Here is a 17,048-nt window from a genome sequence, read left to right on the forward strand (position 1 = left end):
TTCTTGACACGAGATTACTCTATAATTTGTATTGCATGGATATTCACGCCATAAACTTCAACTTTGCTTCTATCAGAAAACCCTTTGTTTCTACATATATCCTTAGGATGTATGATATAAACATCTTCTCTAGAAGATTCTATCCTAACCCAATCCTGATAATTTAATTTGGAAGAATACAAAGGTGAAGAGTTTATAACACTTCCCCACGTGACAGTTTTTGATAAAATCACGTCTGGATCTAAGCTGCCATGGAATAAACTCACTTTTGCCAGTGTATCGCTATCATAAGGCGAGAAATAGTAAGGAGGTACACAGCAAACCTTTTCGTTTGAAAGGTAAAAAAAATCCGAATCCAATTTTGGATCACTATTTTCTTCCCAATTTGTGTAGTCATCAATAATGATATAAACACTTGTATCTACCTTACTAAGACTAACCGAAAATTGCATTAAAACAAAAACTATTGTCCACATGGCTTTGTCATTAATTCAATTGCATTTTTTATATCTCTATCAATATTTTCTATTGGGGAACCTCCAATTATACCGTTTGAAGCTGCTTTTTTTATTGCGTATGCTCGTGTTTCCTTTAATCCTTCCCAAAATAAGTTATTATAAAACGATTGAGGGATTTCAGACTTATTAAGGTACTTTTTAAATTTATTATAATCTTCTACAAATTGGTCCTTATGAAGATCCATAAGAGCTTTACCCATTAAAGATGAAAGATTATCTGCCATATAATTATGGTGGGAATTATTCTCTCCTATGAAAGTCTTAACGTACAAGTCAAAATTCTTTCCAAAGTCCTTATCCAAATTCGTAATGCCCTTAGAAGAAAGTGCAGCCATGATCTCGGCGTGAACTAGTTCATGAATAACAGTCTTTGCTACCATAAGATCACTTCGTCCTAATAAATTATTTCTATTAATTGTAATTGTTATTATTGAACCTGACTTCTGTGCTTGTCCATTGATATTCACAGGCAAGGTCCCCAGCTTCAACACAGAATTTCTTGTCAAATCCCCTGTCTTCACAAAAGTAGCAATACCCCGTACAAAATCCGACATTTGAAGTTTTCCCATTATGCAGTTTACCCTAGGATGTTTTTGAACGGTGAAATCAATCTCTATTTTAAGGTTTGGAGCCGGAACGGCAGGTGGAGTATAAGGTGTGCCCCCTGGGCCAGATCCACCCCCTCCACCACCACTGGTTCCTCCACCATAATACCCTCCACTGCCTCCGCCGCCTACATCCTGCCAGCCACAATCCCTGGACATAGTGGAACTTAGCTTAGTCACAGATGTCTGTCCTCCGGCTGATGTGACTTGATACCAATCGTAGATGGTCTCGGTACAGACAAATGCATAGGCAAAACCTTCACTTCCCCTAGTCTTTGCACCTGCGACCGGCATAGAAAATTCTCTGGTGGATACCCTCACCCCCTGATCAATACGGAATCCTATCAGGTTCCTTTTCGAAAAATGGTAGGATCAATTCCTGGGATTCGGTTCGGAAGTTGACTTGTTAAAACCTCTATTAATTTCTGAATTGAATGGTTAAAATCCAATATTTTCGAATAAAATTTATGTTTTTTAACTCATCTGTAAAAATTATGAAGTAAACCAACTTCTTGTTTTCTTCACCCATCTCCTTCCACCACATTTCCTTATCTTTGACCCCCGATCATTAAATCAAAACAATCCCTCCCCGATACTGAAGAGGGTGTTGACATAGAAATCCATGAGTAGAGAAGTTCGAGTAAGATTCGCTCCGTCACCCACGGGGCCTTTACATATAGGCGGTGTACGCACAGCGCTTTACAATTACCTTTTTGCCCGAAAAATGGGCGGAAAATTCCTTTTAAGAATAGAGGATACGGATCAAACCCGTTTTGTGCCGGGCGCAGAGGAGTATATTAAGGAATCCTTGGAGTGGCTGGGTATTTCTCCGGACGAGAGCCCCTGGAACCCGGGTGATTGTGCCCCTTACAGACAGTCTGAGCGCAAGGCCAGCTACATGCAGTATGCACTGGATCTGGTGGAAGCCGGGCATGCTTATTATGCTTTTGATACTTCTGAGGAACTGGAAGCCATGCGTGTGCGGCTGACGGCAGCACGTGTAGTCCAGCCACAATACAATAGTATCACCAGAACGCAGATGAAAAACTCGCTGACCCTTCCAGAAGATGAAGTGAAGGCAAGACTGGAATCTGGTGAGCCCTATGTGATCCGGGTGAAGATTCCGCGCAAGGAAGAGGTTCGTCTCAATGACATGATCCGTGGCTGGGTGATGGTCCACTCCTCTACACTGGATGATAAGGTACTGATGAAGTCCGATGGCATGCCTACCTATCACTTGGCAAATATCGTAGATGACCACTTGATGAACATCACCCACGTGATCCGTGGAGAGGAATGGCTTCCTTCGGCACCTTTACATGTATTGCTATACAAGTTCTTTGGCTGGGAAGATACCATGCCTGAATTTGCGCATTTACCTCTATTGCTTAAACCAGACGGAAACGGAAAGCTTTCCAAGCGTGACGGTGACAAATTGGGATTTCCGGTATTCCCGTTGGACTGGGCAAATGCTGAAAATGGCGAAACAGCGGCCGGATTCCGTGAGCAAGGCTATTTACCGGATGCATTTTTGAATTTCTTGGCATTCCTGGGTTGGAACCCTGGAGATGACCGGGAGATATTCTCTTTGGAGGAATTGATCCAAGCCTTCTCTGTAGAGCGGATCGGAAAAGCAGGAACCAAGTTTGATATTGCAAAAGCGAAATGGTTCAATGAGCAATACCTGCGTAGAAAATCAACTGCTGAACTTGCTACCTATGTGATCGCTGATGCAGCTGCAGAAAATGTAACTATCTTACCTGAAACAGCGGAGGCTATTGCTGCCTTAATGAAAGATCGGGTCATTTTCCCGGCCGAAATATGGCAGGGTGCCAAGTTTATGGTCATTGCTCCTAAAGAATTTGATCAGGATATAGCCTCCAAAAAATGGAACCCTGATGCAGTAACCCTCCTGACTGCTTATGCGGAAAACCTGGAAGCATTCAATGGAACCTTATTTGACGCAGATACTGCCAAGAATATGCTAGGAGAAGCCGCAGAGGCAAAAGAAATCAAGTTGGGCAAAGCCATGCAGGCAGTTCGCCTGGCGGTAACCGGTGTAGGTGCCGGACCGGATTTGATGCGGATTTTTGCTATTTTAGGTTCGGAAGAAGTAGCCAAACGCATCCGTTTTGCGTTAGCAACGTTGGAAGTAATAGGCTAATAACTTACGCTATGACTAAAAAGAAAAAGAAAAACGAAGACCCTAAAGTCCACGAAGATCTTAGTGGATTCAAAATGGACATCAATTCCTTTGGCGAGATCTCTTCTTCCTTTTCTATTGATAAAATCAACGAGTTTCTCAATAAAAATGTAGAAGATAAAAAACTCAAGGACAGGGATGATCTCAAACCTGAAGATAAAGGCAAAAAGTCCTAACCCTGAAAGTTTTACTAACTCGCCTAAGAGCTCCCAAGTGGAGCTCTTAATCATTACACAGCCCCAATTGGCCGGCAAAGCTTCTGAGAAATTATCAAATATCACCTGACAAAATCGATAAATACTTACTTTTGGATATGAACAGAATTTTGCTTTCGGGCATTTTCATTTTGGTGTCTCTGTCCGCACTTGCTCAGACCAGTGTGGGGATCAGAGGCGGCTATTCCACTTCTACCTATTCTTACCGTCCTACCCCCAGCACCCGGGCCACTTCTGTTGATGGCATAGACGCTACGACTTTCGCTCTGGTTTTTGAGCATTTCAATGCTAAAAATGCCGGAATAGAGGTCAACCTACAATTGCTCAGAATGGGTTTTGCCCAGAGTGAAGAGGGCTCCGAACCTCTCAGAACCAACGAGACCCAGTTTGACTACCTGAAAATCCCCATGCTATCCAGCTTTTTCTTGGGGAGATCTGGAAGATTCCAGATCAAACTAGGCCCTCATCTGGGTTATCTACTCCAAGCCAAGGATATTACGCGTGAATACTCAGATACCACACCACCGGAAATCCCTACCTATGGCGGCTCTGAGGACAAGCCACGAAAAATCATGTATGGTCTCACCGCAGGAGCGGGAATCTCAAAACTTTTCGGCAAAAGCACGGTAGCCGGAGAAGTGCGGTTCTCATATGACTTCACCAATCCAGAAGGGCAAGAACGCATTTTTGACATGAGCTCGACTAATTTAGAATTCACCTTAGCATATCTTTTTAGAATTAAAGAATCCAAGAGTTCAAAAGTTGTAAAGTAAAGAAGTGGTAAGGTTTGTAAACTTTCCAACCTTACCACTTTAAAACTTTTTAAACTCCTTTGTCATATATTGGATTCATTCTCCGACTAAAGGATGTAAATGAATCGCAGCCAGCTTGACCATATCCTTAAAGCCCACCACCGGGATGCATACCTCTGGGCCAGGCAATGTTGCTCTTTTGAGGATGAACTGGCAAAGGATGTGCTGCAGCAAGTGTACCTGAAGATATTGGAAGGTCAGGCCAGACTCAAAGATGCGACGAAGGCGAAAACCTGGCTCTTCTCTATCATCAGATATACGGCGATCGACGAACTGCGAAGATCAGGGAAAACGGTACCGCTGACTGAATCCTATGATCCTGAAGAGATTCATGAAGAAATTGATGCGACGGACTATGAGGGGTTGATCAAGCGTCTTCCAGAGATGCAACGGGAAGTGATCCTAATGGTGTTTTATCACCAGATGACCATAGCCCAAAGTGCCGAAATCCTTCAGATCGGCCTAGGGACCGCAAGAACACATTATGGTCGCGGGAAAAAGAAACTCAAAGAACTAATCACGAAGGTTCAAATCCAAGAGGAATATGGAAAATAACGAACAATTAGAGCGGTTTTTTGACCAGATGAAAAAGCAGGATGAGCACCTAGAAATCCCAGCTTTTCCTGAAGTCAAAACACGGAAGTTTGGATTTTGGATTCCAGCAGGGATTGCTGCATCCATGATCTTTGCATTTCTATTTATCCAAAAGGCAACACCTGTCGAAAGACCTGCCCCTGAAGTTGTGATTATTACCCTTCATGAAGATGAGAACCATAATCAACATTTCACCATTGAAGAGAGCACATTCCTTGATACATGGGAGTCGCCCACTGCTTCTTTATTGACAGAATATTAAACCGAAATTCATCATGAAATACATCCTTATTCTCTTTTTGGCTCTCAGCGCCACCGTTGCCAACGGACAACTGGTAACTACTGTGGGCCAGAATCAAGATCTTTTCCAAAAGAACCTCTATTCCGCAGATAGGGTAATGGAACTCAGAAACGAACTTGATCTCAGTGAGGCTCAAGCCACTAAAATCAAGAAAATCCACAGTGAAAACGCAGGTAAATTCAGTACCATGAAGTGGGACCTGGATGATGAGACCAAAAAGCTTAAAGCACTGCTGGATCAATCAAAAATTGATGAGGTGGCAGTTCAAAAGCAAATGGACAAAGTGCTGGCACTGGAGAACTCCCTGAAAAAACAACAGCTGAGCACCATGGTGTCCATCAAAAATGAACTTAATACGGAGCAGCAGGAGATTCTGCAAGCTCAACGGGTGCAAACGGTAAATGGTGTAAATATTTCCGGCTATGGAGTAAAATCACTGAGCCCTACAGGGACTGTGACAGGCTATCCGAATGTACGGGTAGCAAAAGGAGGCTCCTTTCCTAATACGAAAGTAGCTGTGCAAGTAGTCGGTACAGGTCAAGAAAATGCTCCATTATATATGATTGAAAGCACAGATGGCATCAAACAAGTGGAGGGATTACAGGACATTAACCCAGATGACATCGAAAGTATCAATGTGTTGAAAGACGATTCTGCTGTCAAAAAATATGGAGAAAAAGGCAAAAATGGCGTAATTATCGTCAAGCTCAAAGGGGCTAAAAAGTAACAGCAATGGTTTTATATATGAAAAAAGGAGTCTGGTTTTCGGACTCCTTTTGATGTTTATATCCGGTTCAGTAACTTGGCTGAATGATGAGTACCTTCAATAAAGACAACTTCCTTCTCAACACTATAAACGATTCTACAATTTCCTTCAGGCAACTCACGAATGGATTGATCTGAGAATTCAGAACACCCCTGCAAGGTAAGGGCTGAACTTAGAGTTGCTCTGCTTTTTTAATGATTTTTGCAATATGTCTTTTAGTAATTATTCTAAACTCCCTGCTTGCTAGAAAGTTATCTAATCCAAAAACCGCCAACTTGCCTTATGGTCTTTTTTCAATGCCTGACCTGTGACCTTTGCCCTAAGTATTTCCACAGGCATAGCGTTCTGACTCATGACCAGATCGTGATATTCTTTCTCGGACATCTTTCCAGAATTCACCACCTCATCCCTTAACGCATAGAATTCCAAGGCACCGATCATATAGGCTATTTGATACAGAGGCCCATATCCGCCCTCAAAAGACCTCCGCACCTCAGCTTCAGCATTGGCACGTTCGTGACCTACCTTATCCACCAATAGATCAATACATTCTTGTGGTGTCATCTTTTCCAAATGGTAATTAAGAGAGAAGATGATGCGTGCACAGCGGTGCATCCTCCAGAACAGCATCCCCACCTTGTCTTTTGCATCTCTTGGAAAATCCTTGTCCCAAAGTATAAACTCCCAGTACAGCGCCCAGCCCTCTGTCCAAAAGGGAGTTCCAAACATACGTCTGTGAGTCATGTTTCGCTGGTTCATGAACTGCTGTAGATGATGCCCCGGTATCAGCTCATGGTGAACAGTCGCCCGTGAAAAATGCGGATTGTTTCCACGCATACTCATCATCTTATCCTCATGGCTCATTTCGGAGGTGGGGTAAGAAATCTGTATGGATTCTCCACCCAAGAAAAATGGACTTACCCGCTGGCGTTCAGCCGAGATCATGACCGTCCGCCAGGACTCTTTTGCCAGATGAGGTACCGTGATCAGATCATTTGATTCTACATAGTCAGTAGCCTCTTCCGCCAACCGGATCACTTCTGCAGGCCACTCGCCCGCCGGGAGATAGGATTCTTTTACCATTTCCAAAGCCGCTTTCCAATCGTCCCCAAACCCCAATTCATTGGATGCTTTGAGCATCTCCTTCTCGCACCAGGCAAATTGCTTCTCCGCCTCAGCGATCAGTTCCTCTGGACTGTAGGCGATCATTTCGAAGGCTAACTGCTTCTCCAATGCTCCCCTACCTATAGGCCTTCCAATAATCCCGCTGCCGTCATCTTTCACTGAATTGGTATAATGCTCCCGCAAAGCTTTGGCATAAGACATCATGCTTTCGTCAAGCTTTTTCCAAGGCTCGGGCATCCACCAGGTAAACATGGGGTCATAGTCGAAATAATAGCCATAAGCTTCCCCAGTGACCTTGGACATGGATTCCACTGCACGAGCGGCAAGATCAGCTTTCTGCCAACTGTTGTATTTTGGAGTGGAAGACAGATTTTTAAGTTGAGCATTTACCTGCTTTGCCACTTCATTCCATAAAGCAGCCAGCTGCTGAGGATCTGGCTTTCTAGCTCTGCGCCTACCTTGATAAAACTCCTCCAGAGGTTTTGCAAAAGCCAGTACACCAGCTATTTCATCAAAGGAAGCCTTTTCTATATCCAACTCAGCCAGTCCTTTTTCCAAGTAATTCCGGAAAAGCACATAGTCTATTTTGCCATCCTCGGAGAGAAAATCGTAATCAAGCTTATCCAGACTGGTCAGGTATCCTCGGTTTAACCTTTCAATTCTCGAAAAATACTCCTCAGAATATGGATTGGAATATAGTCTTCTCAAAGCACCGAAATCGGCCTGATAGGTCTGGATAGTCTGAACTAGCTCTGTGGCAAAAAGCTGCTGGACGGTAAAAAGAATCAAAAACAAAAGGAATGGTCTTTTCATAAAACGGCGTGGGTCTGAACGTGGAACTTAAGCCATAATAGCCATTCTCTGGAAAACTTTCACTAAGATATCTATGAAGCAGTGCAAATTTATTGTGTATGGTTTCAGCACCACATAGAAAAAGGCCACCTCATAGGAAGTGGCCTTTTCTCATAACAAAACCCCATATTTTATCTTTTCTTCCTCAACAGCGCAACTAAAATCAAAATAAATACAGCTCCCCCTACAACCCATACCCAAGGTTGCTCATACCATTCAGGTTTTCCAAGGTCAATGTCGATATCCAAACCTCCATCCTGAGCATAAACCCCTACTGTGGAAATCAGCGATAATAACACTAACACTACTCGCTCCGAGTACTTTCTCAATTGATTTTTCATGATCCTATCGTTTATGATTTTTATTTGAACCTAATATTATAAGTCGCAGCAACTCCAATTGACTGGATATCCATGGCATTGTCTGAGCCAAACACTTGATTGTAAAAAGCGAAAATATTCCAGTCATAATTGTGATATCCAACTTGCGGACGGATATATAATCCTCCATCACCACCTACATCACCCGTCAAAAACGTGTATCCGACATCAGTTCCCACGAAGATTCCTGAGGGCTGCGGATAGTATCTAAACATAAGCCCTAAAGGTATTGCCCCAAAATTCTGAGTTCCTGGCATATCTGATTTTTTAAAATAGTTGGTATATCCAGATACCACACCAAGCCCGAAATTGTCTGTTCTCATGAATTGGCCTGCAACGTCCAACCCCAAAGCAAATGAAGAATAATCACCTATATCCCCTACGGGCACTCCCAAGTTCAGACCTAGCTTCAGCCAGGAATTATCTTCACTGATTTCTTCTAAATTACGGGTAGGCTGTGTCTGTGCATAAGCCGCACAAGCAAATGCCATTAAAATAAGTGATGCTAGTAATTTTTTCATAGCTGATTTGTTTTCCGGCTATGAGCCCAAACCCGATGCCTGAATACAAATCACCCATGTTGAACCTATATAATAACTCACTTAGATGCCTGTATGCATTTAGTTTAGGGATATTCCAACCCTAAGTTGAGATACAAATTCAGATAGACTTTAAGCGGGAAACACCCGATTTCGGGGATATATATGCCCAGTTAGCTTATGAAACATTAACTATTCTAACCTTCGCCAATCTTTAGGGGTCATATCCGTAAGATTTTTAAATGTTTTGTTGAAATGAGAAAGCGTCTGAAATCCTACCTGATAAGAAACCTGAGCTATACTCAAATCCGTCTCTAAGAGCAATTTTTTAGCCTCAGTGACCCTAAGCTGCTGGACGTATTGTGTCAAGGTCTTCCGTGTGCGTAATTTAAAAAACCTACAGAAAGCCTCTTTACTCATGTTGGCCTGATCTGCAACTTCCTCCAATGTAATTTGCCTTCCACTGTTTTCTAAGATAAATCTCATTACCTGATCCATTCTCCGCCCATCCCGCTCAGTCATCATACGCGGTACAGGAACCTTGTTCAACAGGGTTATATCTGCGGAATTGAAATCCAAAAGAGACAAAATATGAAAGCATTCCCGCAGTCGGGCGATACCGGAAAATTCTCCGAAACACGACATTACCCTTGCAATTTCTTTCCTTACTCGCCCCGTAATTTCATAGCAACCTATGATTTTATCTTTTAATTGGGCAAGTTCCTGAAAGTCTTCAACTTCCAAAAAAGCCTTCCTCATTGCCTTAAAATCGAAAAAAATCGTGTTTCCGGCGATTCTAAGCTCACTTTCTTCCTGATAATAATCCACGTCACTGCGGAACACATGCGGAATACTCTCTGGCAATAAATACAGGTCTCCCGCATCAAACCGCCCCACATAGTCCCCTACCAGAAGTTGCCCCCTTCCTTCCAAAATAAGCGTCAGTTGAGCCTGCGGATGCTGATGGAGGCTGTCATAAAAGTGCTTTCCTCGATCCTCTTGAAATTGAATGAACGATTTCTCAGACTTTGGAATTTGAAATGCAATTACTTTACTCATAGATGCAATTGGCTTGAATTGTTAAAATAAATGAATTCCATTGATTTTTTGATCAAAATAGAGTCATTATTTACTAAAGAACAACTTTAATACTGATGAAGCATCAACTAATTTTGAAGAAAAAAATCGCTATGAACTGGAAAGGTGTATTCCCTGCTGTAACGACTAAATTCCATGCTGACGGAAGTTTGGACATGGAACTGTTTTTCAAAAACATTGACTTCCAACTGGAATCCGGAGTACATGGGATTATCCTTGGCGGCACGCTAGGCGAAAGCTCTGTACTATCTCAGGAAGAAAAAATCAAACTTACGAGAGAAACCGTTAAGTACCTGAATGGGAAAATCCCGGTGATTCTAAATATTGCCGAGGGTGCTACCCAAGACGCTCTTTTCTGGGCAGCAAAAGCCAAAGAGCTTGGAGCTTCAGGCTTGATGATCCTACCTCCCATGCGATATGCCGCAGACGCCAGAGAGGTGGTGACATATTTCAAAACTGTAGCAAACAGCACTGATCTTCCGATTATGATCTATAATAATCCGGTTGACTATAAAACCCTGGTGACTATTGATATGTTTGCTGAGTTGGCTGAATGTAAGAATATCCAGGCGATCAAGGAATCTACCCGTGACATTTCCAATGTGACGAGGATGAGAAACAGGTTCGGAGACCGCTTTAAATTGCTATGTGGGGTAGATACTCTGGCGATGGAGGAGTTGGTGATGGGCGCTGATGGCTGGGTAGCCGGATTGGTCTGCGCTTTTCCCAAGGAAACGGTTACAATCTTCAACCTGGTGAATGAAGGGAAATATGAAGAAGCCAGAAAAATCTATCGTTGGTTCCTCCCTCTCTTGGAACTGGATATACATCCTAAGCTAGTCCAATACATCAAACTTGCCGAACAGCACTGCGGCATAGGTAGCGAACACGTAAGAGCCCCAAGACTTACCTTGGTCGGAGAAGAGCGTGAGCGTATTGAAAAAATCATTACAGAGGGGATTTCCAAGAGGCCACAGCTATAAAGTATGGTGAAAATGGCATCGGTCTTGTGCCTTTTTCCTATCTTCAAGTCAAACCTTTTAAACTCATAATACCTATGATCGATCAACTATTCGATGCAGCCTCGAAGGCGTTCATCCAGTACAAAAATTATCCTTCAGATCTGAAAGCAGACTTCTTGGAAAAAATAGCTGAGATACTGGAGGCAAGTCGAGCCCAAATTGTACCTGTCGCAGTGGAAGAATCCAATCTTCCAGAAGGCAGAATCAATGGTGAACTTGGAAGAACTACCGGGCAAATCAAACTTTTCGCAAACATGGTGAGAGAAGGAAGCTGGCTGGAAGCTACAATAGATCCAGGAGATCGGAATCGCGAGCCATTGCCTAAACCTGACATCCGCAGAATGCTGACTCCTATCGGCCCTGTAGTGGTATTTGGCGCAAGTAATTTCCCGCTTGCCTTTTCCACTGCCGGTGGCGATACTATTTCAGCCCTTGCAGCAGGTTGTCCCGTAGTGTATAAAGGTCATCCAGCACATCCATTAACCTCCAAGTTAGTAGCAGATTGTATCCATAAAGCCGTTATCAGTTCCCAATTACCGGATGGTGTTTTTATTCATGTAGAAGGCGGTATAGAAGTCGGACAGGCACTCGTACAGCATCCTGCGGCAAAAGCCGTGGCATTTACGGGTTCATTCAATGGTGGCAAAGCTTTATTTGATTTAGCCAGTAAAAGAGAAGAGCCTATACCTGTATATGCTGAAATGGGTTCTGTAAATCCTGTTTTCACTTTTCCCGATAAATTGGAAAGCGAACTTATTCCTCTGGCCCAGTCGTATGTCAACTCACTCACGCTTGGTTCCGGGCAGTTCTGCACGAATCCAGGTTTGATATTCGTTCCCAAAGAGCATGCGGCAGCCTTTGAAACGGCCATTGCTGATACAGTGAAAGACATCGCGGGCTCGCCCATGCTTCACCCAGGTATCGCAAAGGCTTACTATGAAGCCATAGAATATTACCAATCCCGTAATGAGCTCAAATGGATCAAGGTAGCAGAGCCTAAGCACCTGATCAACGGAAGCCCGGCTTTGGCAGAAATCAAAGCATCTGATTGGCTTGCAGACGATGTGTTCCAACAAGAAGTTTTTGGGGCATTTGCTCTGATGGTAGTATATGATTCGCAGGAACAACTCCTAGAAGTAGCTCAGAAACTTCATGGTCAACTGACCATCACCGTTTGGGGAAATATTCCTGAGTTAAAGCAAAATACTGCTTTGATTAGCCTCCTGGAAGAAAAGTGCGGCAGATTACTATTTGCCGGAGTCCCTACCGGAGTAGAAGTAGGGTATGCCATGCAGCACGGAGGACCATACCCATCTACAACCGATTCTAGAAGCACCTCCGTCGGCGCATCAGCTATCAAACGCTTTGCCCGTCCGATTGCCTTTCAGGATATGCCGGCAGATTTACTTCCTGACGAATTAAAGGATGAAAACCCACTCGGAATAGTGCGACAGGTGAATGGAAAATACACAACAGAGAAGATTTAGTAATTGACGAATTTCGAATTACGAGGATTTGAGGGACTTCAATCCTCCTTAGTCAAGCATTGGTCACGGGTATATACACCTTATAAGGTTTACTAAACTGAACTTAATTTTCCAATATTTCAATCCGCCACGGCGGACAGGTAATTCCAATTCTAAATTAGTTCATGTCAACACGACACACTTTCTCCTGCATCGATGCCCACACCTGTGGCAATCCGGTGCGGGTAGTTTCTGGCGGGGTTCCTTTTTTGCGAGGAGCCAATATGCTGGAAAAGCGACAATATTTCTTGGAGAATTATGACTGGATCCGCACCGGGTTGATGTTTGAGCCGCGAGGCCACGATATGATGTCCGGTTCCATGCTGTTCCCTCCACACAATCCTGAGAATGATGTAGCTGTACTCTTTATTGAGACTAGCGGATGCCTTGCCATGTGCGGTCACGGTACGATCGGCACGGTGACCATCGCCATCGAGGAAGGACTGATCTATCCGAAAACTCCCGGGCAACTTCGACTGGAAACGCCTGCAGGATTGGTACTGGTAGAATACGAGCAGGAAGGCAAAAAAGTGAAATCCGTCAAACTGACAAATGTGAAAAGCTTTTTGGCGGCTGAAGGATTAGAAATTGAGTCGGATGATTTGGGAAAATTGAGGGTGGACGTAGCTTATGGTGGTAATTTTTATTGCATCATAGACCCACAGGACAATTTCCCGGGATTGGAAAATTATAAAGCCGAGCAATTGATTTCTATGGCTCGCTCACTTCGGAAGAAAATGAATGAGAAGTATGACTTTGTCCATCCAGAGCACCCGGAGATCAAAGGCTTATCCCACATACTCTGGACGGGAAAAACACTTGATCCTATGAGCACTGCGCGCAATGCCGTTTTCTATGGTGATAAAGCTATTGACCGCTCTCCGTGTGGCACAGGTACATCTGCAAGATTGGCTCAATGGTACGCCAAAGGGCTTTTGAAACCTGGAGAAGATTTCATCCATGAAAGTTTTATAGGCTCCAAATTCATAGGGAGAATAGAAGAAGAAACAGAAATCGCCGGAAAACCGGCCATTATCCCCAGCATAGAAGGCTGGGCAAAAGTATATGGATATAATACAATTATCCTAGATGACGATGATCCCTATGTACATGGATTCCAAGTAATATAAGATCCAAGAGAAGAGAGCCAGGAACCAAGATTGGTTGTGCTCAAGTCTTGGTTCTTGATTCTAATATCTTGATTCTAAATATGAAACCAACAATCATCATCGGCGGAGGCATCGTAGGGCTATTCACTGCCTATTTCCTTCAAAAAGAAGGAATTGAAGTTCACATAATCGATCAGGGAGATATGCAGGTAAACTGCTCTACTGGCAATGCCGGTATGATCGTCCCAAGTCATATCATCCCGCTGGCTGCGCCAGGCATGATCAGTAAGGGAATCTCTTGGATGTTTTCTTCCAAAAGCCCCTTCTACATACATCCTCGGCTGGATGCCAAGCTTTTGAAATGGTGTTATCAATTTTACAAATCTGCCAATCCTGCACATGTAGAACGAAGCGTTCCGGTATTGAAAAACCTGAGCTTGATGAGCAAGACACTATATCAGGAATTCCGCGACGAGCATCCTGATTCTAGGATAGGCCTGCAGGAGAAGGGATTGATGATGATTTATCAGACTGAAGCCATAGAAAAAGAAGAAGTCGAATTTGCACATCTTGCCAATGCAAATGGCTTACAGGCAGATATTTTGACTCCCGAAGACATACGCAAATTCGAGCCGAATCTGGAAGTAAAAGCCCGGGGTGCAGTCCGTTTTCCCGGCGATGCCCACCTGGATCCTGGCAAATTATATGGATTCTTGAAAAGCTACTTACTAGAAAAAGGAGTGAAATTTCTTTCTAAAACAGAAGTTCTCGGATTTGAAAAATCAGGTTTATCGGTAAAAGCAATAGTGACCGACAAGGGTAAAATCGAAGCGGAAAAAATCATCCTATGTGGAGGATCTTGGACAGGTGAACTCACTAACATGCTCAACTTTAAACTCCCAATGATGGGTGGTAAAGGGTATTCATTTTTGCAGGAAAACAAACCTGAAATAGCACAAGCTTCGATCTTGACCGAAATGAAAGTGGCTGTGAGTCCTTATGGCGAGCAAGTCCGCTTTGGAGGAACAATGGAAATCGCCGGCACCAATCAAAAAATCAACCTCAATCGGGTAAAGGGAATTTTTGAATCCATTAATCGATACTATCCCTCATTTGAAGCAAAATTCCCGGAGGAAAATAAAATCTGGAAAGGCCTCAGGCCCTGTTCACCGGACGGTCTTCCCTATATTGGCTTTGCTCCGGGATATTCTAATGTCCTGGTCAACAGTGGACATTCCATGATGGGCATCAGCCTGGCACCTGCATCAGGTAAAATCATCAGTGAACTGCATCAGCAAAAGGACACTACTTTGGAGCTGAAAGGTTTTGAAGTTGGCCGGTACATGTAGGTCAGTTGAGGTTTGTAAGACCTCGATGCGCTTTATCGAATTTTTTTCGGCAATTTCTGTAAATTGCTGTTATGGAATCCGAAGATAAAAACCTTGTAAAAGAGCCGTTTACTGAATATGGCACGTATTCCTATGCGGATTATCTGACCTGGGAGATCGACGAAATGGTCGAGCTCATCAAAGGAAAAGTGTTTCGGTCTGCCGCCGCGACTCCTAGAAGAAAGCATCAGGAAGTGGCAGGGTTGCTGCATTCACGGCTTTTGGTTCATTGGGAAGGAAAAAAATGTAAAGTATATATCGCTCCATTTGACGTACGACTGCCTGTTAACTCCAAAAGGAACGAGGATATTTTCACGGTGGTTCAGCCGGATATCTGTATGGTTTGTGATCTGTCAAAACTGGATGATGCTGGATGTGTGGGAGCACCGGATTTGATCGTAGAGGTGCTTTCTCCGGGAAACAACAAGAAAGAGCTAAGGAACAAATATGAAGTATATGAGGAATCCGGAGTACAAGAGTATTGGATCATTCATCCTTCTGAGGAAACCTTGATTATCTATCGTCTGATCGATGGTAAGTATCAGCCTTCCCGGCTTTTTTCCCATGGTGATATCATTACATCAGAATGTATCCCCGGTTTTAAACTGGATCTTGAGGAGTTTTTTGGGAAGATAGACTGATTTCATGCAATGGCTTATTTGTATTTAAAGACATAAAAAAATCCTGCTTCCGGAGAAGCAGGATACTTTGTTAACAATGGAAAACAATCTCAATCAAGTCGTATAAACAGAATTGAACATCACGTAATCCGTGGTCAGGTCCGATCCCCAACCTACGCCTTCTTCCTCTCCGGTGTTCAATTCCAGCAGCACCTTGATATGGGATTCGCGAAGGAGTTTTTTCATATAAGATTTTTCAAAATCCAAGGGATTGCCTTTGTCCAGCACCTGAACCAGGTGATTTTGATCGCCTATGTATAAATTCACCTTCCTATAATTAAATGGCACTCCGGCATTTCCCGCCGCCGCAATGATTCTTCCCCAGTTGGGATCACGTCCGAACATGGCAGTTTTCACCAAAGTAGAATCCGAGATGGCACGTACGAAAGTCCGGGCAATAGCCTCTGTTCTGGCTTTTGTAACTTTATATTCTATGAATTTAGAAGCACCTTCACCGTCGGAAACGATCAGTTTGGCCAAGTGGGTGAGGATTTGCAATAATTTTTCCTGAAACACGGCATAGCCCGGATCTTCCTTGCTGTTCACTTTTCTATTACCGGCAAGGCCATTTGCCAACACGGCCACCATGTCATTGGTAGAGGTATCACCATCCACCGTGATCATATTAAATGAGCGATCTACACAGTAACTCACCGCTTCCTGCAGGAGTTTCTCGTCTATATTAAAATCCGTCACCACAAATGCCAGCATGGTTGCCATATTGGGATGGATCATTCCCGAACCTTTCGCTACTCCACCCATATTTATTTTCGCACCATCGTGCTCAAATTCCACAAATCCTTCCTTGGCAAAAGTATCTGTCGTCAAGATAGCATTGGCCACAAAAGAGCCAGCTTTGAGTTCATCACTTAACTTAGGGATGTTCACTTTGAGCCCCTCCACTACGTCATCAGTAGGAAACTCCACCCCAATAATACCGGTAGAAGCCACGATCACATCCTCTTCAGAAATCCCCAGCATCTCAGCTGTGGTACGCACCATCGCTTCGGCACCCTCTTTACCCTGGTCACCGGTACAGGCATTTGCATTTCCAGCATTACAGATGATGACTTGGGCTCTGTTATTTGCCAGGTTCTTTTCAGTGATTTTGATAGGCTCGGCGCGCACTTTATTCTGGGTCAGGGTTCCGGCAGCAGCAGCAGGAACTTCCGAATAGATAATGGCCAAATCCCTTTTCATGGATTTCACACCAGTATGCGCACCCCAGCATTTGATGCCGCGTACGTTAGTAATATTTTGTATCATCTTTTTTAAATTATGATTTTATAAATCCTCTTTTTTGCCAAAAAACTAA

The 17,048-nt window shown here is 43.5% G+C and carries 18 protein-coding genes; 11 read left to right on the top strand and 7 right to left on the bottom strand.

The features are described from left to right. Positions 1-14 precede the first annotated feature (14 nt). Together LZF95_RS10310 and LZF95_RS10315 are read right to left on the bottom strand one after the other, a co-directional pair. A complete protein-coding gene (locus LZF95_RS10310; protein ID WP_233754908.1) occupies positions 15-476 on the bottom strand; it encodes a hypothetical protein in 462 nt (153 codons plus the stop codon). Further along, a complete protein-coding gene (locus tag LZF95_RS10315) occupies positions 464-1,417 on the bottom strand; it encodes a hypothetical protein (RefSeq protein ID WP_233754909.1) in 954 nt (317 codons plus the stop codon). Before LZF95_RS10315 ends, LZF95_RS10310 begins: the two co-directional genes overlap by 13 nt. 328 nt (positions 1,418-1,745) lie before the next feature. Between LZF95_RS10315 and gltX the strand changes: the two genes are divergently transcribed. The 6 genes from gltX (at position 1,746) to LZF95_RS10345 (ending at position 5,975) form a co-directional block, all read left to right on the top strand. Further along, positions 1,746-3,287 (top strand): glutamate--tRNA ligase, encoded by a 1,542-nt coding sequence (gene gltX / locus LZF95_RS10320; protein WP_233754910.1) that lies wholly within the window; start codon positions 1,746-1,748, stop codon positions 3,285-3,287. Between the two features lie 11 nt (positions 3,288-3,298). After that, entirely contained in the window at positions 3,299-3,502 is a 204-nt protein-coding gene (locus tag LZF95_RS10325) for a hypothetical protein (RefSeq protein ID WP_233754911.1), read from the top strand. 137 nt (positions 3,503-3,639) lie between these two features. Further along, on the top strand, positions 3,640-4,314 hold the full coding sequence (locus LZF95_RS10330) for an outer membrane beta-barrel protein (protein ID WP_233754912.1): 675 nt from the start codon (positions 3,640-3,642) through the stop codon (positions 4,312-4,314). 99 nt (positions 4,315-4,413) lie between these two features. After that, positions 4,414-4,908, top strand: a complete 495-nt coding sequence (locus LZF95_RS10335; RefSeq protein WP_233754913.1) for an RNA polymerase sigma factor — start codon at positions 4,414-4,416, stop codon at positions 4,906-4,908. Further along, complete coding sequence (locus LZF95_RS10340; RefSeq protein ID WP_233754914.1) at positions 4,898-5,209, top strand: hypothetical protein; 312 nt, start codon at positions 4,898-4,900, stop codon at positions 5,207-5,209. Before LZF95_RS10335 ends, LZF95_RS10340 begins: the two co-directional genes overlap by 11 nt. Positions 5,210-5,222: 13 nt before the next feature. After that, on the top strand, positions 5,223-5,975 hold the full coding sequence (locus LZF95_RS10345; protein WP_233754915.1) for a Spy/CpxP family protein refolding chaperone: 753 nt from the start codon (positions 5,223-5,225) through the stop codon (positions 5,973-5,975). A gap of 294 nt (positions 5,976-6,269) precedes the next feature. Here the strand turns inward: LZF95_RS10345 and LZF95_RS10350 are convergent, their stop codons facing one another. The 4 genes from LZF95_RS10350 to LZF95_RS10365 all read right to left on the bottom strand — a co-directional run bounded on the left by LZF95_RS10350 (position 6,270) and on the right by LZF95_RS10365 (position 9,969). After that, positions 6,270-7,952, bottom strand: a complete 1,683-nt coding sequence (locus LZF95_RS10350; RefSeq protein ID WP_233754916.1) for a DUF885 family protein — start codon at positions 7,950-7,952, stop codon at positions 6,270-6,272. A gap of 170 nt (positions 7,953-8,122) precedes the next feature. Beyond that, on the bottom strand, positions 8,123-8,332 hold the full coding sequence (locus LZF95_RS10355; protein ID WP_233754917.1) for a hypothetical protein: 210 nt from the start codon (positions 8,330-8,332) through the stop codon (positions 8,123-8,125). A 20-nt stretch (positions 8,333-8,352) separates the two neighbouring features. Then, complete coding sequence (locus LZF95_RS10360) at positions 8,353-8,892, bottom strand: hypothetical protein (protein ID WP_233754918.1); 540 nt, start codon at positions 8,890-8,892, stop codon at positions 8,353-8,355. Between the two features lie 210 nt (positions 8,893-9,102). Next, positions 9,103-9,969: an AraC family transcriptional regulator gene (locus tag LZF95_RS10365; RefSeq protein WP_233754919.1), complete on the bottom strand. Its 867-nt coding sequence runs from the start codon at positions 9,967-9,969 to the stop codon at positions 9,103-9,105. A gap of 131 nt (positions 9,970-10,100) precedes the next feature. Between LZF95_RS10365 and LZF95_RS10370 the strand changes: the two genes are divergently transcribed. From LZF95_RS10370 to LZF95_RS10390, 5 genes are all read left to right on the top strand, one after another. After that, positions 10,101-10,991 carry a dihydrodipicolinate synthase family protein gene (locus LZF95_RS10370; RefSeq protein WP_233755029.1) on the top strand — a complete coding sequence of 297 codons (891 nt, stop codon included), beginning with the start codon at positions 10,101-10,103 and terminating at the stop codon, positions 10,989-10,991. Positions 10,992-11,065: 74 nt separating this feature from the next. Further along, the gene (locus LZF95_RS10375) at positions 11,066-12,517 is read left to right on the top strand and encodes an aldehyde dehydrogenase (NADP(+)) (protein ID WP_233754920.1); all 1,452 of its coding nucleotides are present in this window, start codon (positions 11,066-11,068) and stop codon (positions 12,515-12,517) included. A gap of 164 nt (positions 12,518-12,681) precedes the next feature. Next, positions 12,682-13,686 (top strand): 4-hydroxyproline epimerase, encoded by a 1,005-nt coding sequence (locus LZF95_RS10380; RefSeq protein ID WP_233754921.1) that lies wholly within the window; start codon positions 12,682-12,684, stop codon positions 13,684-13,686. A gap of 80 nt (positions 13,687-13,766) precedes the next feature. Then, positions 13,767-15,014, top strand: coding sequence for an FAD-binding oxidoreductase (locus LZF95_RS10385; RefSeq protein WP_233754922.1), 1,248 nt, complete (start codon positions 13,767-13,769; stop codon positions 15,012-15,014). A 71-nt stretch (positions 15,015-15,085) separates the two neighbouring features. Continuing rightward, positions 15,086-15,694, top strand: coding sequence for a Uma2 family endonuclease (locus LZF95_RS10390; protein WP_233754923.1), 609 nt, complete (start codon positions 15,086-15,088; stop codon positions 15,692-15,694). Between the two features lie 93 nt (positions 15,695-15,787). On the opposite strand, the gene argJ is transcribed toward LZF95_RS10390, so the two are convergent. After that, positions 15,788-16,999 carry a bifunctional glutamate N-acetyltransferase/amino-acid acetyltransferase ArgJ gene (gene argJ, locus LZF95_RS10395; protein ID WP_233754924.1) on the bottom strand — a complete coding sequence of 404 codons (1,212 nt, stop codon included), beginning with the start codon at positions 16,997-16,999 and terminating at the stop codon, positions 15,788-15,790. Positions 17,000-17,048: the final 49 nt, after the last annotated feature.

Origin of the sequence: Algoriphagus sp. AGSA1 (assembly GCF_021390545.1) — a bacterium.
GTDB lineage: Bacteria > Bacteroidota > Bacteroidia > Cytophagales > Cyclobacteriaceae > Algoriphagus.